16 protein-coding genes are annotated in these 15666 nt (G+C 51.6%); 15 read left to right on the top strand and 1 reads right to left on the bottom strand.

The window, feature by feature from the left end; translation table 11 throughout:
- The first annotated feature begins 20 nt into the window (after nt 1-20).
- From dinG to ACN0R1_RS03955, 7 genes are all read left to right on the top strand, one after another.
- Nucleotides 21-2153, top strand: a complete 2133-nt coding sequence (gene dinG, locus ACN0R1_RS03925; protein ID WP_417580142.1) for an ATP-dependent DNA helicase DinG — start codon at nt 21-23, stop codon at nt 2151-2153.
- A gap of 47 nt (nt 2154-2200) precedes the next feature.
- The gene (gene rhlB, locus ACN0R1_RS03930) at nt 2201-3754 is read left to right on the top strand and encodes an ATP-dependent RNA helicase RhlB (protein WP_417580144.1); all 1554 of its coding nucleotides are present in this window, start codon (nt 2201-2203) and stop codon (nt 3752-3754) included.
- A gap of 2 nt (nt 3755-3756) precedes the next feature.
- Nucleotides 3757-3984, top strand: coding sequence for a hypothetical protein (locus tag ACN0R1_RS03935; RefSeq protein WP_417580146.1), 228 nt, complete (start codon nt 3757-3759; stop codon nt 3982-3984).
- 100 nt (nt 3985-4084) lie between these two features.
- Nucleotides 4085-5083, top strand: coding sequence for an NAD(P)H-dependent glycerol-3-phosphate dehydrogenase (locus ACN0R1_RS03940; RefSeq protein WP_417580381.1), 999 nt, complete (start codon nt 4085-4087; stop codon nt 5081-5083).
- Nucleotides 5080-5952, top strand: coding sequence for an alpha/beta fold hydrolase (locus tag ACN0R1_RS03945; protein WP_417580148.1), 873 nt, complete (start codon nt 5080-5082; stop codon nt 5950-5952). The genes ACN0R1_RS03940 and ACN0R1_RS03945 overlap by 4 nt, the downstream gene beginning before the upstream one ends.
- A gap of 11 nt (nt 5953-5963) precedes the next feature.
- Nucleotides 5964-6830, top strand: coding sequence for a DUF4892 domain-containing protein (locus tag ACN0R1_RS03950; RefSeq protein ID WP_417580150.1), 867 nt, complete (start codon nt 5964-5966; stop codon nt 6828-6830).
- Nucleotides 6831-6833: 3 nt separating this feature from the next.
- Nucleotides 6834-7685, top strand: a complete 852-nt coding sequence (locus tag ACN0R1_RS03955; RefSeq protein ID WP_417580152.1) for a patatin-like phospholipase family protein — start codon at nt 6834-6836, stop codon at nt 7683-7685.
- Between the two features lies 1 nt (nt 7686).
- Here the strand turns inward: ACN0R1_RS03955 and ACN0R1_RS03960 are convergent, their stop codons facing one another.
- Entirely contained in the window at nt 7687-8250 is a 564-nt protein-coding gene (locus ACN0R1_RS03960) for a Smr/MutS family protein (RefSeq protein ID WP_417580154.1), read from the bottom strand.
- A 172-nt stretch (nt 8251-8422) separates the two neighbouring features.
- On the opposite strand from ACN0R1_RS03960, the gene trpB reads away from it, so the two are divergent.
- The 8 genes from trpB (at nt 8423) to cysP (ending at nt 15644) form a co-directional block, all read left to right on the top strand.
- A complete protein-coding gene (gene trpB, locus ACN0R1_RS03965; protein ID WP_417580156.1) occupies nt 8423-9685 on the top strand; it encodes a tryptophan synthase subunit beta in 1263 nt (420 codons plus the stop codon).
- Nucleotides 9685-10452, top strand: coding sequence for a tryptophan synthase subunit alpha (gene trpA / locus ACN0R1_RS03970; protein WP_417580158.1), 768 nt, complete (start codon nt 9685-9687; stop codon nt 10450-10452). The genes trpB and trpA overlap by 1 nt, the downstream gene beginning before the upstream one ends.
- 165 nt (nt 10453-10617) lie before the next feature.
- Nucleotides 10618-11709, top strand: coding sequence for a chorismate synthase (gene aroC, locus ACN0R1_RS03975; RefSeq protein ID WP_417580160.1), 1092 nt, complete (start codon nt 10618-10620; stop codon nt 11707-11709).
- 4 nt (nt 11710-11713) lie between these two features.
- A complete protein-coding gene (speD, locus tag ACN0R1_RS03980; protein ID WP_417580162.1) occupies nt 11714-12205 on the top strand; it encodes an adenosylmethionine decarboxylase in 492 nt (163 codons plus the stop codon).
- Nucleotides 12202-13068, top strand: a complete 867-nt coding sequence (speE, locus tag ACN0R1_RS03985) for a polyamine aminopropyltransferase (protein WP_417580164.1) — start codon at nt 12202-12204, stop codon at nt 13066-13068. The genes speD and speE overlap by 4 nt, the downstream gene beginning before the upstream one ends.
- 203 nt (nt 13069-13271) lie before the next feature.
- Nucleotides 13272-13865, top strand: coding sequence for a YitT family protein (locus ACN0R1_RS03990; RefSeq protein ID WP_417580166.1), 594 nt, complete (start codon nt 13272-13274; stop codon nt 13863-13865).
- Between the two features lie 71 nt (nt 13866-13936).
- Nucleotides 13937-14488, top strand: coding sequence for a hypothetical protein (locus ACN0R1_RS03995; RefSeq protein ID WP_417580168.1), 552 nt, complete (start codon nt 13937-13939; stop codon nt 14486-14488).
- A gap of 145 nt (nt 14489-14633) precedes the next feature.
- A complete protein-coding gene (gene cysP / locus ACN0R1_RS04000; protein WP_417580170.1) occupies nt 14634-15644 on the top strand; it encodes a thiosulfate ABC transporter substrate-binding protein CysP in 1011 nt (336 codons plus the stop codon).
- Nucleotides 15645-15666 lie beyond the last annotated feature (22 nt).

Here is a 15666-nt window from a genome sequence, read left to right on the forward strand (position 1 = left end):
TGATAAAATAGATGGCTGAAATGACAGAGGATCTCCGCTTGCTGGAAGCGTCGCTTAAGAAAGAAATACAAACAGCCTATAGTCGCTTTCTCGATAGCCGTGGGTTGAAAGCCCGTCCGGCACAAAAGCAGATGATTGCTGCTGTTGCTCGGGTGCTGGGGGCTATCCGTGCGGATGAGAAAGGCAAGCGGTTGGGTGAGTCCCACCTTGTGGCTGTGGAGGCGGGTACAGGAACCGGCAAAACCATCGCTTATCTGCTGGCGGCGCTACCCATTGCCAAGCAACGGGGTCTGAAACTGATTGTATCCACCGCCACCGTCGCCCTGCAGGAGCAGCTCACCGACAAGGATCTACCTGAGTTGGAGACCCATGCCGGAATGAGCTTTAGCTACAGCCTGGCCAAAGGGCGTGGGCGCTACCTCTGTCTGAATAAAGCCGAACAACTGCTGGATGATCAGGCGTCGCAGGGACAAATAGCGCTCTATGAAGATGAACAGGCACGGGTTGTTGAGCCGGGTGTGGTGAATGCGGTCAAAGGGTTAATGCAACAATACGCCGAGGGTAAATGGGATGGTGATCGTGACCGACTGGATGCGGTGCCCTCCGATGAAACCTGGGGGCATCTGACCAGCGACCATATGCAGTGCAGCAACCGTCGCTGCATCAACTTCAGTGTCTGTCCCTTTTACCGTGCACGTGAACAGATGGGCGATGCGGATCTGATCATCGCCAATCATGACCTGGTTCTGGCCGACCTTTCTCTCGGCGGGGGAGCGATTTTGCCGGAGCCTTCATCATCTTTGTATATTTTTGATGAAGGACATCATCTTGCCGATAAAGCGGGCGGTCACTTTTCCTACAGTCTGCGCTTGAATACCGCGCTACGTCTGATCGGTGGAATGGAGAAAAAACTGCAGCAGTTTGCCGGGCAGTGTTCGTCGGCCTACCTGGATGACCTGGTAGTCAAACTGCATCAACCTATCGCTGACTTGCTGCTGGCACTAAATGGCATGAAAGATCTGGCTGAAGCGCTGCAATTTCAGGATGATCGGGGCCGTACCCCGAGGGTGCGTTTTGCCGGAGGGCGTCAGCCTGAGTCCTGGTTGTCGCCAGCGAATGAAACCGCCCAGTGCAGTCAGCGTATCCTGATGCAGTTGGAACAGCTGGCAGCGTTGCTGAAAGAGGGGTTGGAAGGCAACCTGGCGGATATTGAGCGCGCTCAGGCGGAAGCCTTCTATCCACAGTTGGGTTTTCTGATCAACCGTTTGCAGCAAATGCATTGGCTGGCGGGTAGCTTTGCCCGACCCGATGAGCCAGGTGTGAGCCCTACTGCGCGTTGGGTGGTGTTGCAGGATACACAGGCAGGGCATGACTATGAGTGTTGCAGTAGCCCTGTCTCTGTGGCGGCAACGCTGCAGGAGCATCTTTGGGACGTATGCTTCGGCGCACTGGTGACCTCAGCCACCCTCACGGCACTGGGGCGTTTTGACCGCTTGAAAGCCACGTTAGGACTGCCCGAGTCGACGCCCTGTGAGCAGTTGGCCAGCCCGTTTGATTACTTTAATTCAGCTGTGCTGGAAATACCGGCAATGCGATCAGATCCGGGGCGGGCGAACGAGCATACCGATGAAGTCGCCGAGTATCTGAATCGTGAGCTTCCCGGTATACAGGCATCTTTGATACTGTTCAGTTCATGGAAGCAGATGCTCAGTGTGCTGGATCAATTGGATGCCTCCCTGAAAACACGGGTGACGGCGCAGGGCAGCAGCTCTAAATCAGCGATGTTGCAACAACACAGAGAGCGCATTGATGCTGGAGAGCCCAGTAGCTTGTTTGGTCTGGCATCTTTCGCAGAAGGCGTGGATCTTCCCGGGGCGTATCTCACCGATGTGATTATTACCAAATTACCCTTCAGCGTACCGGATGATCCGGTTGATGCGACTATGTCCGAGTGGATTGAGCAGCAGGGCGGTAACCCGTTTATTGAATGGACGGTGCCAGCGGCGTCGATGCGCCTGACCCAGGCGGTGGGAAGACTGTTACGCACCGAGCAGGATCGTGGTCGGGTGGTGATTCTGGATCGCCGTCTGACTGGAAAATTTTATGGTCGTCAAATTCTGAATGCCTTGCCACCTTTCCGACAGGTGTTCTGACAGGGTAAGATATAGCAGCAATTGATCAGCAATCAAAAGGTACTCACTTGAATACAGAAGCACAGACACAGACTGAAACCCCTAACGAACAGCCCTCAAGCGGTGACGCAGAGCGCAAGCCACGCCGCAAGCGTCGGGACAGTCGTGGCAATAGCCGCAAGAAAAGCTGGTCACCCAGTGAGTTTGTTGTGCCTGCTGTTGCAGACAAGAAACGTTTTCATGATTTCAATCTCCCTGATGATCTGATGCATGCTATCGCTGATCTTGGGTTTGAATATTGTACGCCTATCCAGGCTGCCACGATTGAGCAGGCGCTTGAAGGCAAGGATCTGATCGCCAAAGCACAGACAGGTACCGGAAAAACCGCCTCCTTTCTGATGGGGATTATTACCGACCTGCTGGACTTCCCCTTGCCGAAGCCGCGTAAGCTGGCTGAGCCTCGCGCACTTATCATTGCACCCACACGAGAGCTGGCGCTACAGATTGCGGCTGATGCCGAGGGTCTGGTGCGTTATGCCGGTATGTCAGTGGTGTCGCTGGTTGGCGGTATGGACTTTGATAAGCAGCGCAAAGCCCTGGCCAAAGCACCGGTCGATATTCTGGTGGCTACTCCGGGTCGTCTGATCGATTTTGTGCGTTCCAAAGATGTGGATCTTTACCATGTAGAAGTGCTGGTGCTGGATGAAGCGGACCGGATGCTAAGCATGGGCTTTATTCCGGATGTGCGGACTATTATTCGCCACACGCCACGCAAAGGCCCTGAGCGTCAAACCCTGCTATACAGTGCGACTTTCTCTGAAGAAATTATGCAACTGGCCCGGCAGTGGACAGTGGATCCGGTTCAGATTGAGATAGAATCCGAATCACAGGTCACCGATAACATCAGTCAGAAAGTGTTTCTGGTGTCCGCTGCTGACAAGTTCAAGCTGTTACGTAACTATTTGCGCATTAACAATGTTGAGCGGGCCATTGTGTTCTGTAACCGCCGCCATGAAGCCCGTGATCTGGCTGAGAAGCTGCGTCGTGATGGCGTCAAGTCGGCCTTGATGTCCGGTGAGATTCCGCAGAACAAGCGGATGAAAACCATGGATGATTTCCGCAGTGGCAAGATTGAAGTGCTGGTCGCTACCGATGTGGCCGGACGGGGTATTCATATTGATGGTGTCAGCCATGTGATCAACTATCAATTACCAGAAGATCCGGATGATTACGTACACCGCATAGGTCGTACCGGCCGTGCTGGCGCGAGTGGTACGTCGATCGCCTTTGCCTGTGAAAACGACTCATTCATGATTCCTGAAGTTGAAGCCGGCACAGGGGTGAAACTGGAATGTATCCACCCGGATGCCGCGCTGCTGGAAGATCTGTCGGCGCACCCACCACAAGCTGAAAGTGCCGCACAGGCACAGGACGATACACCCGAAGACGTCGTTATTGCAGAAGAGGTCCAGGCGCCCACGCAGGAGCTGATAGAAGAGCCTGCACAAAAACCTGGTCAGGTTCTCAAATCCGAACAGCCTGAGCAGAGAGATTTGCTGACTGAAGCCGACAGCCAAAGTGCAACGGATGAAGCTGAATTACAACAGAAAAAGCCGGATTAATAATGGAACAGCATGATCCACATCGCACGCGAAAACTCAGGAACCTGCTGGGCATTATTGTCAGTGCTTTATTTGCTGTAGTGGGTGTGGCTGGATTCCAGCGTACCGGAGATCCAATGTTGTTGTTGGCATTTCTGGCCATGGCTGTATTGTCTTTTGGTATAATCAGTCTGGTGTTCAGACTGGTAGATCGCTTGCTTGATAGTCTGGATAAGTCACAGCGGAAATAAGCGTTTTACGGAAAATCAGCGTTTTACGGAGAGTTACGTGAGTCAATCGACACATATTGCCGTCCTCGGAGGCGGTAGCTTTGGTACCGTGATCGCCAATATGGTAGCGGAAAAAGGCCTGCCAGTACGTTTTTGGATGCGCGATGCGGCGCGGGCTGAGCAGGTTAATACTGAGCGTTGTAATCCACGCTATATGCCTGATTACCCGCTTTCTGAAAATCTGGAAGCCACCTCAGACCTGAAGTATGCCTTGCAAGGGGCTGAAGTGGTATTTATCTCCATTCCCAGTCATGCCTTTCGCAGTGTGTTGCGCCAGGCTGTAGAGTGGCTGCGTCCCGAACAGTTGCTGATCAGTACTACCAAGGGTATTGAAATGGAAAGTTTCAGTCTGATGAGTGAAATCATCACGGCTGAAATACCGGGTGCGCGTATCGGGGTACTCAGTGGTCCTAATCTGGCCAAAGAGATCGCCAGGCGCCAATTGGCTGCTACGGTGATTGCCAGCCAGGATGAAGCCCTGCGTACCCGTATTCAGCAATTGCTCCACAGTCCTTACTTTCGGGTGTATGCCAGTACGGACACCTATGGTGTTGAGTTGGGTGGTACGCTGAAAAACATTTATGCCATAGCGGCCGGTATGAGTGCCGCTTTGGGTATGGGCGAAAATACTAAAAGCATGCTGATGACCCGCGCCCTGGCTGAGATGAGCCGTTTTGCTGTCTCCATGGGTGCCAATCCTATGACATTCCTGGGGCTGGCGGGTGTGGGTGATTTAATCGTCACCTGTATGTCTCCGTTGAGTCGTAATTATCGGGTCGGCTATGCGTTGGGTCAGGGAAAAACACTGGATGAGGCTGTGTCGGCGCTGGGAGAGGTCGCTGAAGGGGTTAATACCCTGCGACAGGTGCGCGATAAGGCGGCTGAACTGGATATTTATATGCCGCTGGTCAGTGGTTTGTATGAGGTGGTTTTTACCGGTGCCCCGGTTTCAGAAGTGGCACGCAATATGATGGTCAATGTACAGAGTAGTGACGTGGAGTTTGTTCTGCCCCGGCATGAGTGTGCCGTTACCGGCACCGAAAAGACCGAAGTACCGTGACCCCTGTACAGCACAGGTTTGCCTTGCCTCACATTCAACTGGCTGGGCAGAGTTGGGGCGATAGCGATGCTGAACCGGTCATTGCACTGCATGGCTGGTTGGATAATGCCGCCAGTTTCAACTGGCTAGCACCCAAGCTTAGTAATTATTACATTCTGGCCCCTGATCTTGCCGGGCATGGCTATTCTGATCATCGACCTGCTGCCACACCTTACTACATCTGGGACAACCTGGCAGACCTGTTGGCATTGGCTGATCAGCAAGGTTTGACGAGCTTTCATTTGTTGGGGCATTCCATGGGAGCCGGTATCGCTGCGCTGTTAGCCGCCGTGGCTCCTGAGCGGGTACGGTCGCTGGTGTTGCTGGATGGCCTGGCACCCATGACTACAGCCGCAGAGCAAGCCCCGGCACAGATGGCACAAGCTTTTCGCCAGCGTAGCCGCATCGGCACTCGCCACGTCAAGTATTACCCGTCGTTTGATGATGCCGTTACGGCACGGGCTGGTAGTCGTTTTCCGGTTTCCCAGGCCGCTGCCGCAGCCCTAGTGGAACGCGCTTTATCCCCATCACCGTCAGGATGGAAATGGCATACAGATCCCTGTTTGATTCTGCCTTCTGTGCTAAGGTTAACAGAAGCACAAGTGTGTGAATTTCTTAAATTAATCAAAGTGCCGACGCTTTTGTGTCTGGCAGAGCAGGGAATCGCTACCCCGCAGACCCATAAACTGGCCGCTTGCGTAGAATCGATACAGGTTGACACTTTGCCGGGAAGTCATCATTTTCATCTGGAAGTGGGAACTGTGGACCCACTGGCCGCTCATATTCTACGACACCTGGATGCGTCAGCCAGTGGACACAGCGAAATATAATAGGAGTTACCATGCACAATTGCTCAATCAGGCTCTTCGTAGTCGTTATCGTGCTTTTCAGCGGCTCGGTCATGGCGGCCAATCAGTTACCCGATTGGTTTGAGCCCTATCCGTTAGCATCACTGGAAAATGAAACTCAGCGTAATGTGCCAGACTACCAGCTCCCGCTGAGTCAGATTACCCGTATTCAAGGTTTGTTGAGAACACAAAATGAGATGCGCCTGAGTGGTGAGTTGGTACGTCGCACATGGCAACTGGCGACTGGTAATACACCCGCGCAGGGCTTCGAACATGTCCGCGATCAACTGCTGCGTGCTGGTGCCTCTATACTCTATGAATGCTCATCACGTCAGTGTGGCGCCAGCAATCTTTGGGCAAATCAGGTATTTGGCTATGCCAATCTGTTGGGTGTTGATAGCACGCAAAACTATCTTGCTGCTGAAGTCGCCACGGGTCATATGGCGATCTATACCGTCAGGCGCGGCAATGGCCGTGTTTATCTGCATGTGGATTACATTCACTCTGAAGAGATGGCTGAACGCACTGAGTCTGATACCCGCTGGCAAGTACGCCTGCAAGATCAGGGCTATGTAACTTTGCCAGACTGGCAGCTATCACGTGATGATCGGGTACTGGAGTTGCTGCAACTGCTGGGGGAACGTCCGACATGGCAGTTGCGTTTGGTGTTGCATCAGCGCGTGGCAAGTGGTGACACTGGCTTGACTGAAAGCAATGCTGAAGCGCAGCAGTTGGAAGCCCTGTTGCTGGATGCTGGTGTGGATCAGGGCCGGGTATCTGTCTATGGCATGGGGTCGTTGGCACCCTCAGTACTGGGTGATCATGAATCCGTATTGACCATTATACGTCTGCAGGATTGAAGCATGCCCAGTGTATCTTTGGTGCTGGGTGCCGGTGGCGCGCGTGGCTACGCACATATAGGGGTGATAAACCAACTGGTTTCGCGCGGCTACAATATTGTTTCGATTTCAGGCAGTTCTATGGGGGCGCTGGTCGGAGGCGTGTATGCGGCTGGTGGCCTGCAAGTCTACAGTGACTGGGTCAGTAAGCTGCGTTGGATTGATGTCGTTCGTTTGTTGGATTTGCACTTTAGACGCGGTACCATCCGCGGTGATAAGGTGTTTCAACACATAGAGACGCTGATAGGTAACCCTGCCATCGAGGATCTGCCGCTTCATTACACCGCCGTGGCTACCGATCTATGCGGCCAGAAAGAGGTTTGGTTTCAGAAGGGGGCTTTGCTGGATGCGATTCGAGCCTCATCAGCGGTGCCGGGGGTGTTTACACCGATTAAGAAAGCTGGGCAGATTCTGGTAGATGGTGGCGTGTTGAATCCCTTGCCTATCATTCCTACAGTCGCTGTGAAGGCTGACCTGATTGTGGCAGTGGATCTGAATGCCAGTGATGACGAGGTGTCTGATGCGGTTATGCCTGGTATCCGGCACTTGCTCACAGACCGAAGTGCGCGAACGCTTAGTCGCATGGGTGTGGTTATGAGCTCTATGGAAGTGATGCTGGCCGCCCTGAGCCGTTACAAGGTAGCGGGTTATCCGCCTGATATGGTCGTGCACATTCCTAAATCACTCGCCGGGTTTCACGAGTTTCACCGGGCAGCGGAGCTAATTGATCTAGGTTGGCGTATTGCGGCCAAGCAACTGGATCAGTTGGAAGCGCGCAGCTACGATGATTTTCGAGCTGAAGACAGGTACAGCTGAATCAGACTGGTCGTGCCTTCAGCAGGACATACACAGCGCCGGTACCGCCTTCTTTAGGCTGAGCTGAACAAAATGCCACTACATTGGGCATCTGCCGCAGCCAGTCATTGACACAGGATTTCAGTGTCGCGGGCTGGCCAGGTTGGGTAAACGCCTTGCCATGCACAATTAGCACACAGCGCGCATTGTCCCTGGCGGCATCACGGATAAAACGGCTGACTTCGTCGCGTGCCTGATCAACAGTAAAGCCATGCAAGTCCAGTCCCTGTTCCCAGGGTATATGACCTTGACGCAAGCGTTTCAGCCGACCTATCTGAACTCCGGGTATGGCGAACAGCAGATCATCTTCTGATTCGACCAATTCAGAGGCCTCGGCTGACAGACCATCGATAAACTGCTCAGGCTCACGCGCTGCCATCAACCGCCGGTAAGCTACAGATACATCACTGTGAGTGGTTTTGGGCCCCAGATCTGCGCGTGTTTTTTCCAGAGGTGTAACCCCCTTCATTAACTTGGCGAAATCCAGGTCCTCTTGATCATCAGTCGGTGGGGTAAACTCTGTCATGGTGTTTGGGTCATTAAATCATTCAGACTATTGGATCAGATTAGTTTGATGCACAGTGATTATAAATTTTGCTTGCAATCACCCGGTACGATGTGCAAATTTACTTAACAGTTTAGTTTTTTATTGGCTAGCTGACTACTAACAATCCCCCTAATTCCTTGATGAGTCTACGATGATACGCAGTGAGAATGGCTATTTTGGTGAATTTGGTGGCCGCTATGTGCCCGAAATTCTATTGCCAGCTTTGGTTGAGCTGGAAACTATGTTCAACGAGTTGCGCGATGATCCCAACTTTTGGCAAGAATATTTAACCCTCACTCAAGAATTCAGCGGGCGGCCAACGCCATTAACACCCTTGCGTCGATTATCCAAAGAGCTCGGTGGTGCCCAAATCTGGTTGAAGCGGGAAGACTTAAACCATTCCGGCGCCCACAAGGTTAACAATGTGCTGGGTCAGGGTATTTTGGTTCAGCGCATGGGCAAAAAGCGTGTGATTGCCGAAACAGGAGCCGGACAGCATGGCTTGGCAACGGCCATCATGGCGGCTCGTTTAGGCTTGCAAGCGACGATTTATATGGGCGCTGATGATATCGAGCGCCAATACTCCAATGTCTTCTGGATGCGCCAGCTGGGTGCCGAAGTCGTGGGTGTTGAAACTGGTGCGCGCACCTTGAAAGAAGCACTCGACGAAGCGTTGCGTGACTGGGCGGCCTCAGTAGAGACCACGCATTATGTGTTAGGCACCGCTTGTGGTCCTGCGCCTTTTCCAGAGTTGGTGTGCTATTTTCAGAGCGTGATCTCGCAAGAAATCAAACAACAGGCGCTGGCGCAAATAGGTCGATTACCGGATGAAGTGGTCGCCTGTGTGGGTGGTGGTTCTAACGCCCTGGGCGCATTTGCTGCCTTTATAGACGACCTGGACGTGGCTCTGGTGGGAGTAGAGGCGGGTGGTGTTGGCTTTAAAGCGGGAGAACACTCGATTCGTCTGTTGCCGAATACGGCCGAGCCGGGTATTGCTCAGGGGTACAAAACGCTGTTTCTGCAAAATGAAGATGGTCAACTGGGCGATACCCACTCTATTGCCGCCGGTCTTGATTACGTAGGTGTTTCTCCCATTTTGGCACATCTGTCCCAAACGGGACGAGTGACACCTGAAAGCGCGACCGATACCGAAGTCACCGAAGCATTTAGTCTGTTAATGAAAACCGAGGGTATTATTCCTGCCTTGGAGTCATCGCATGGTTTAGCCGGTGGGTTCAAGCGTGCCAAAACCATGCGCCCAGATCAGCATCTGGTCATTAACCTGAGTGGTCGGGGCGATAAAGATATCTTCAATATAGCGCGCGCCTTTCCGCAACCCGAATGGTCTGAGTTCCTGCAACGCGAATCAGATCGTGCCAAAGCCTTATTTGCGGCCACACAAGAGAACAAATAATGTTTCCAAAACAACACGACCCTTTACAAGTTATGTCTCACGCAGTGGTGGGGTTTCCAAATTTAACCGAAAATGAACAAGCGATTGATGGCCTGGTAGCGGCGGGGGTTAACCTTATCGAGCTGCAAGTGCCATTCAGTGACCCGGTAGCCGATGGCCACACCCTGGTAAACGCCTGTTATGCAGCGCTACAACAAGGGGGGTCAGTAAGGGCAACGCTGGCCTTGGCTAAAACTGTATCGGCCAAGCATCCAAACACCAGCTTTGTGCTGATGAGTTACCTGAATCCATTGTATCGCTATGGACTCGAGCAGCTATTTACCGATGCGGCCGCCGCTGGCATCAAAGGCTTGATCATTCCCGATATGCCGGTCGAGCAGTTTGAGCCGTATATTCCTTTGCTCGATGAGCTTGGTATAGCACCCATCTTAATGGTGACACCGAACACGTCAGATGAACGCCTTGAGCGTATTGCTGCGTCTGCACGCGGTATGCTGTATGTAGTTTCACGCATGGGCGTTACCGGCAAACAAACGCAATGGGGCGACAGTTTCAAAGCTTATATTGAGCGCATTCGACGCTTCACCGATCTACCCTTAGCAGTCGGCTTCGGCGTGCAAGCGGCCGATGATTTAAAAGCCTTAACCGGTGTGGCTGAAGTCGCTGCGTTTTGCTCTAAATACATTGAATGGCAGCGCGATACGGGTAGTGAACAAGCGGCGAAAAATATGCGTCAGTTGTTGCTCGATGCCAAACTAGTCAAGTGACTGTTTAGTTAACAGCGATCACAGAAAGCGGCTGCTAAACTCTGTTGTGGTCATCAATTTTTTGCAGTAGCGCTGTTAGCCTTCCTCTTAATCCATTAAGATTGTCGGCTGCTTGCATGTGAATGCAAAGCGTTTAACTTGGTTTATGACAACAGGATATACAACATGTCCGGTAATACCATCGGAAAGCTTTTTACTCTGACTAGCTGTGGCGAAAGCCATGGACCCGCTCTGGCTGCCATTGTAGATGGTTGTCCGCCGGGTATTCCGCTGACGGAAGCTGATCTGCAGCTGGATCTGGATCGCCGTAAGCCTGGGACGTCTCGCCATACCACGCAGCGCCGAGAGGCGGATCAGGTGCGTATACTTTCTGGTGTGTTTGAAGGGCGAACCACGGGTACGCCTATTGGGTTGTTGATTGAAAATACCGATCAGCGCTCCAAAGATTATTCCGATATAAAAGATAGCTATCGTCCGGCTCATGCGGATTATGTCTATGATCATAAATACGGCTTTCGTGACTACCGTGGTGGTGGTCGCTCGTCTGCACGTGAAACCGCTATGCGCGTTGCGGCTGGCTCGATTGCCAAGCAGGTATTGGCACAGCTTGGCGTCACGATCAGAGGCTACCTGTCTCAACTAGGGCCGGTGTGTATTGATCCGGCGCGTTTCAGTTGGGATGAAGTGAACAACAATCCATTTTTCTCACCCGACGCGGAGGCTGCCGAAGCCATGGCTGAGTATATGGATGCCCTGCGCAAGGAGGGTAACTCTGTCGGTGCTAAAATTTCGGTTGTAGCGTCGGGTGTGCCTGTAGGGCTTGGCGAACCGGTCTTTGACCGTCTGGATGCGGAATTGGCGCATGCGCTGATGAGTATCAATGCGGTTAAAGGTGTTGAAATAGGTGATGGATTTTCCGTTGTTAATCAAAAGGGTACTGAGCATCGGGATGAAATGACTCCAGAAGGTTTTCTCTCTAACCACGCAGGTGGTATCCTTGGAGGCATCTCGACTGGGCAGGATATTGTTGCCCATATTGCCTTGAAGCCAACATCCAGTATGCGTTTGCCTGGACGTAGCATCAATAACCGTGGTGAAGCCGTTGAGGTGGTTACCAAAGGGCGGCATGATCCCTGTGTTGGTATTCGGGCAACGCCGATTGCCGAAGCTATGATGGCAATTACCCTGCTGGATCACTTGCTGCGGCATCGTGGTCAGAATGCCGATGTTAGAACGAGTCTGTTGACACTAAAGTAGGCCTATGAGCATTAAAGACATTAATGACACACAGAAGTATTTCAACACGCTGTCGCAGCAGCGTAGCTGGCCTGTAGGTTCGGCTGTAACCAGTCGTGATCGTAAAGACTTTTTTATTCGTCGTGATGATTATGAGTTTGCCGGTAACCACCTGATCATTGATCTGTTTGGTGCGCAGCAACTTGATAGCCTGGATCATATGGAAGAAGCTTTGAGGGAAGCTGTCGAAGCGGCGGGGGCAACACTGTTGCACATTCATCTGCATCACTTCACGCCTAATGGCGGAATTTCCGGTGTGGCAGTGCTGGCTGAGTCGCATATCAGTGTACATACCTGGCCTGAGCGGCAATTTGCGGCTTTTGATGTGTTTATGTGTGGTGATGCTGAGCCAGCTAAGACTCTACCGGTGCTAGAGCGTTTCTTTACCCCGATTCAAGTGGACGTCAAAGAGTTTATTCGTGGCCGCATGCCATTGGATACCACCGTTACCCCATGAAATCCTTTACTGAAACCCTAAGTGATGGCTATGGCCAGACCTTAAGTATTGATGCGTGTTTGTTTGAACAGCAGACTGAGCATCAACACCTGATTATTTTTCAAAATCGTTTTTTTGGTCGGGTAATGGCCCTTGACGGCATAGTGCAGACCACCGAGCGTGATGAGTTCATCTATCATGAAATGATGGTGCATGTTCCTGTGCTCGCGCATGGACAGACCGCGCGGGTATTGATTATCGGTGGCGGTGATGGCGGTATTTTGCGCGAAGTACTCAAACATCCGCAGGTTGAGCAGGTGGTGCAGGTTGAGATAGACCAAGCAGTGATAGATCTATGTCGTCAATACTTGCCTGGGCATTCAGCGGGAGCGTTTGATGATCCACGTGCCGAAATAGTCATTGCCGATGGTGTGGCTTATGTTAATGCCGCTACACCAGCGCCTTTTGATGTAATTATTTCCGACTGCACTGATCCGGTGGGCCCTGGTGAGGTGTTGTTTTCCAGTGAGTTCTATGCCGGCTGCAAGCGCTTGCTGAAACCCGGTGGCATTTTTGTGGCTCAGAACGGCGTTGTATTTATGCAACCAGACGAACTGCTGACAACCCGTCAGCGCCTGGGACCTTATTTTACCGATCAGAGCTTTTATACTGTGTCTGTACCTACTTATGTCGGCGGTAACATGGCACTGGCCTGGGGCTGTGACGATGTCGCTAAACGCTGGGTAGAGGAAACTGTTCTGGTTGAGCGTTATCAGCGTGCGGGTCTGACCTGCCGTTACTATACACCGGCATTACATCGGGCGGCTTTTGCCTTGCCAGCCTATATGCAATCTCTGTTGACCCCTGGTGCTGCGAGTTTTTAGTGCGCTTCGCCTGTATTTGGTGCACTTCTTGGATAGTTTAAAACTCTAACCCTATGAAAATAAAATCTTTTCAAATTTAGTGTCTCTGGTATGATTCGTGCTTGATTCTTACTACCCTAAGAATCTGTACTCAGGGCTTTCACAAGAAGCCGGGTACTTGAACCGTTATTGACCACAAGTCAGTACACAAAAGAGGTTGTATCATGAGTACCACTCACCGCTGGCTCTCCTTGTTTGAGGGCTGTTTGCTCGTTGCACTGGGCGTACATCTGCTGAATGCTGCCAATCTGCTTATCAGTGGTACGGCTGGGATCGGCATGATCCTTACGCAGCTGACACCGCTTTCCTTTGGTCAGTTGTTTTTCTTGCTCAACCTGCCATTTTATCTACTTGCCTGGAATGTTCTGGGTAAAGACTTCACTATCAGAACGTTTTTCAGTATCTCCATGCTTGCCGGGCTTTCCGAGCTGATGCGACTATTTATTCATATTGATATAGATCCGCTGTTCTCTGCGCTTCTGGGCGGGATGCTGGTCGGCTTTGGTCTGATTCTTTTGTTTCGTCATAATGCGTCACTTGGTGGTCTGAATATTCTTGCGCTTTATCTGGAGCGACGCCTGGGTATCCATGCTAGCAAAACAACGCTGGCTGGTGATGCACTGGTGTTGCTGCTGGCCGTAATGGTGGTGGATATGACCAGCCTGATATATTCATTACTGGCATTTCTGACGCTGTGTTCAGTCGTGGGACGTTATCATCGCCCTCCCGAGTGGGCGCGAGTCAAAGCGCACAGCTAAGGCTTATCGATTCAGCTTACCTTCAGTCGTCCTCACTATACTCAAGTGATAATTCGGCTTGGAGGTCTAGGATGAAAAAATTACTGATACTGCTTTTGGCAGGTGTGGCTCTGCCTGTATGGGCTTCACCACCGGATTTTACACCGGCAGGGCAGGAGCGTGGCCGGTCAGGTGAGGCGAGGGAGCAGTCGTCACGCGAGTCCAATTCACGGGGCTCACAAAATCGTGGTAATGATAATGAGGCCATGCTACCGGCCTTGACATCCAATGAGACAGAAGGGTTGGTAATCCGGGTGCTGGAAGAGTATTTCGGCCTATCAGCACCTGATACGCGTCAGGCCTATAACCAGCGTACTTTGCCACCTGGGTTGCAGCAGAAACTTGATCGTGGCGGCAGTTTACCTCCAGGCTGGCAGAAAAAGCTCGCCAGAGGCGAAGTGATGCCCGTAGATATTTATCGGCAGGGGTTGCGTTTGCCTAATGATTACAGCCGCCAGCTACAACCTCAACAGGAGGAAACCGAGTTGCTGCTGCTGGGAGATAAGATCGTTCGGGTAGTGCAGGGCCAGGGTACAATACTGGATGTGATTGATATCACCAGTGCTATTCTACAGCCTCGTTAAGGTTGTCTGGGCAGATAGATACAAGGTGTAATTCCTTATATCTAAATATTATAAATAAAATCATTGTTATAACCATTGTCTTAATATAATCTCTTCTCCCATAGATAAATGCTTTTTATGCGTTTGTAGAATAGGTGGAGATGATATGAAGCTGGTAAAAAACGTAAAGACTCTTGCTGCAGCCTTGGCCCTTGGCCTGGCTGCAGGTCAGGTTCAAGCAACTGATGATTCATTGCTGAACTCTTCTTACGATATTGCCCGGGAGTTGTTTACCAGTTATAACGAGCACTTTGCTCAATACTGGGAAGCTAAAACTGGAAACACCATTGAAATTCGTCAATCGCATGGTGGTTCTTCACGTCAGGCGCAGGCCATTATTCAGGGGCTGCGTGCCGATGTTGTGACGTTTAATCAGGTCACAGATGTCGATATTCTGCATGAGCGTGGCAACCTGCTACCGGCTGATTGGCGCAGTCAGTTACCGAATGCCAGCTCTCCTTATTACTCAACCATGGCGTATTTAGTACGTAAAGGTAATCCCAAGGGTATTAGTAATTGGGATGATCTTGCGCGTGAGGATGTCAGCACGGTATTCCCGAATCCCAAAACCTCTGGTAACGGTCGCTATACCTACTTGGCGGCTTATGGTTATGCACAGCAGGAGTTTGGCGATGATCAGGCCAAAATCGATGAATTTGTAAAAACCTTTCTCAGCCGTGTGGCGGTATTTGATACCGGTGGCCGTGGAGCAACCACTACTTTTGTTGAGCGGGGCCTGGGCGATGCATTGCTGACCTTCGAATCTGAAGTGAATAACATTCTGGCGGAATATCCAGAGCAGGAATTTGAAGTAATCGTGCCTAAAGTCAGCTTTATGGCTGAGTTTCCAGTAGCCGTGGTTGAGCAACATGCTGAGCGTAATGGTAATACCGAGTTGGCACGTGCCTACCTGGAAGAACTCTACTCTGAAGACTCACAGCGCTTGTTAGCTGGCTTTAACTATCGGGTGCACAATGAAGTTGTTCAGGCTGAGTTTGCTGATAGTTTTCCTGAACTGGAATTGCTGACCATCGAGCAAATTGCCGGTAGTTGGGAAAATGCCATGACAGAACATTTTGCCAATGGTGGCAAACTGGATCAGTTACAGCGTCGCTGAGTTGACTAAGGACTAACGGACG

The organism is Nitrincola sp. (genome assembly GCF_048264025.1).
GTDB lineage: Bacteria > Pseudomonadota > Gammaproteobacteria > Pseudomonadales > Balneatricaceae > Nitrincola.

Bases quoted from the DNA above. Each gene is read 5' to 3' on its own strand.
- dinG (WP_417580142.1), top strand. From the start codon at position 21: ATGACAGAGGATCTCCGCTTGCTGGAAGCGTCGCTTAAGAAAGAAATA.
- ACN0R1_RS03935 (WP_417580146.1), top strand. From the start codon at position 3,757: ATGGAACAGCATGATCCACATCGCACGCGAAAACTCAGGAACCTGCTG.
- ACN0R1_RS03940 (WP_417580381.1), top strand. From the start codon at position 4,085: ATGGTAGCGGAAAAAGGCCTGCCAGTACGTTTTTGGATGCGCGATGCG.
- ACN0R1_RS03950 (WP_417580150.1), top strand. From the start codon at position 5,964: ATGCACAATTGCTCAATCAGGCTCTTCGTAGTCGTTATCGTGCTTTTC.
- ACN0R1_RS03955 (WP_417580152.1), top strand. From the start codon at position 6,834: ATGCCCAGTGTATCTTTGGTGCTGGGTGCCGGTGGCGCGCGTGGCTAC.
- ACN0R1_RS03960 (WP_417580154.1), bottom strand. From the start codon at position 8,250: ATGACAGAGTTTACCCCACCGACTGATGATCAAGAGGACCTGGATTTC.
- trpB (WP_417580156.1), top strand. From the start codon at position 8,423: ATGATACGCAGTGAGAATGGCTATTTTGGTGAATTTGGTGGCCGCTAT.
- trpA (WP_417580158.1), top strand. From the start codon at position 9,685: ATGTTTCCAAAACAACACGACCCTTTACAAGTTATGTCTCACGCAGTG.
- aroC (WP_417580160.1), top strand. From the start codon at position 10,618: ATGTCCGGTAATACCATCGGAAAGCTTTTTACTCTGACTAGCTGTGGC.
- speD (WP_417580162.1), top strand. From the start codon at position 11,714: ATGAGCATTAAAGACATTAATGACACACAGAAGTATTTCAACACGCTG.
- speE (WP_417580164.1), top strand. From the start codon at position 12,202: ATGAAATCCTTTACTGAAACCCTAAGTGATGGCTATGGCCAGACCTTA.
- ACN0R1_RS03990 (WP_417580166.1), top strand. From the start codon at position 13,272: ATGAGTACCACTCACCGCTGGCTCTCCTTGTTTGAGGGCTGTTTGCTC.
- ACN0R1_RS03995 (WP_417580168.1), top strand. From the start codon at position 13,937: ATGAAAAAATTACTGATACTGCTTTTGGCAGGTGTGGCTCTGCCTGTA.
- cysP (WP_417580170.1), top strand. From the start codon at position 14,634: ATGAAGCTGGTAAAAAACGTAAAGACTCTTGCTGCAGCCTTGGCCCTT.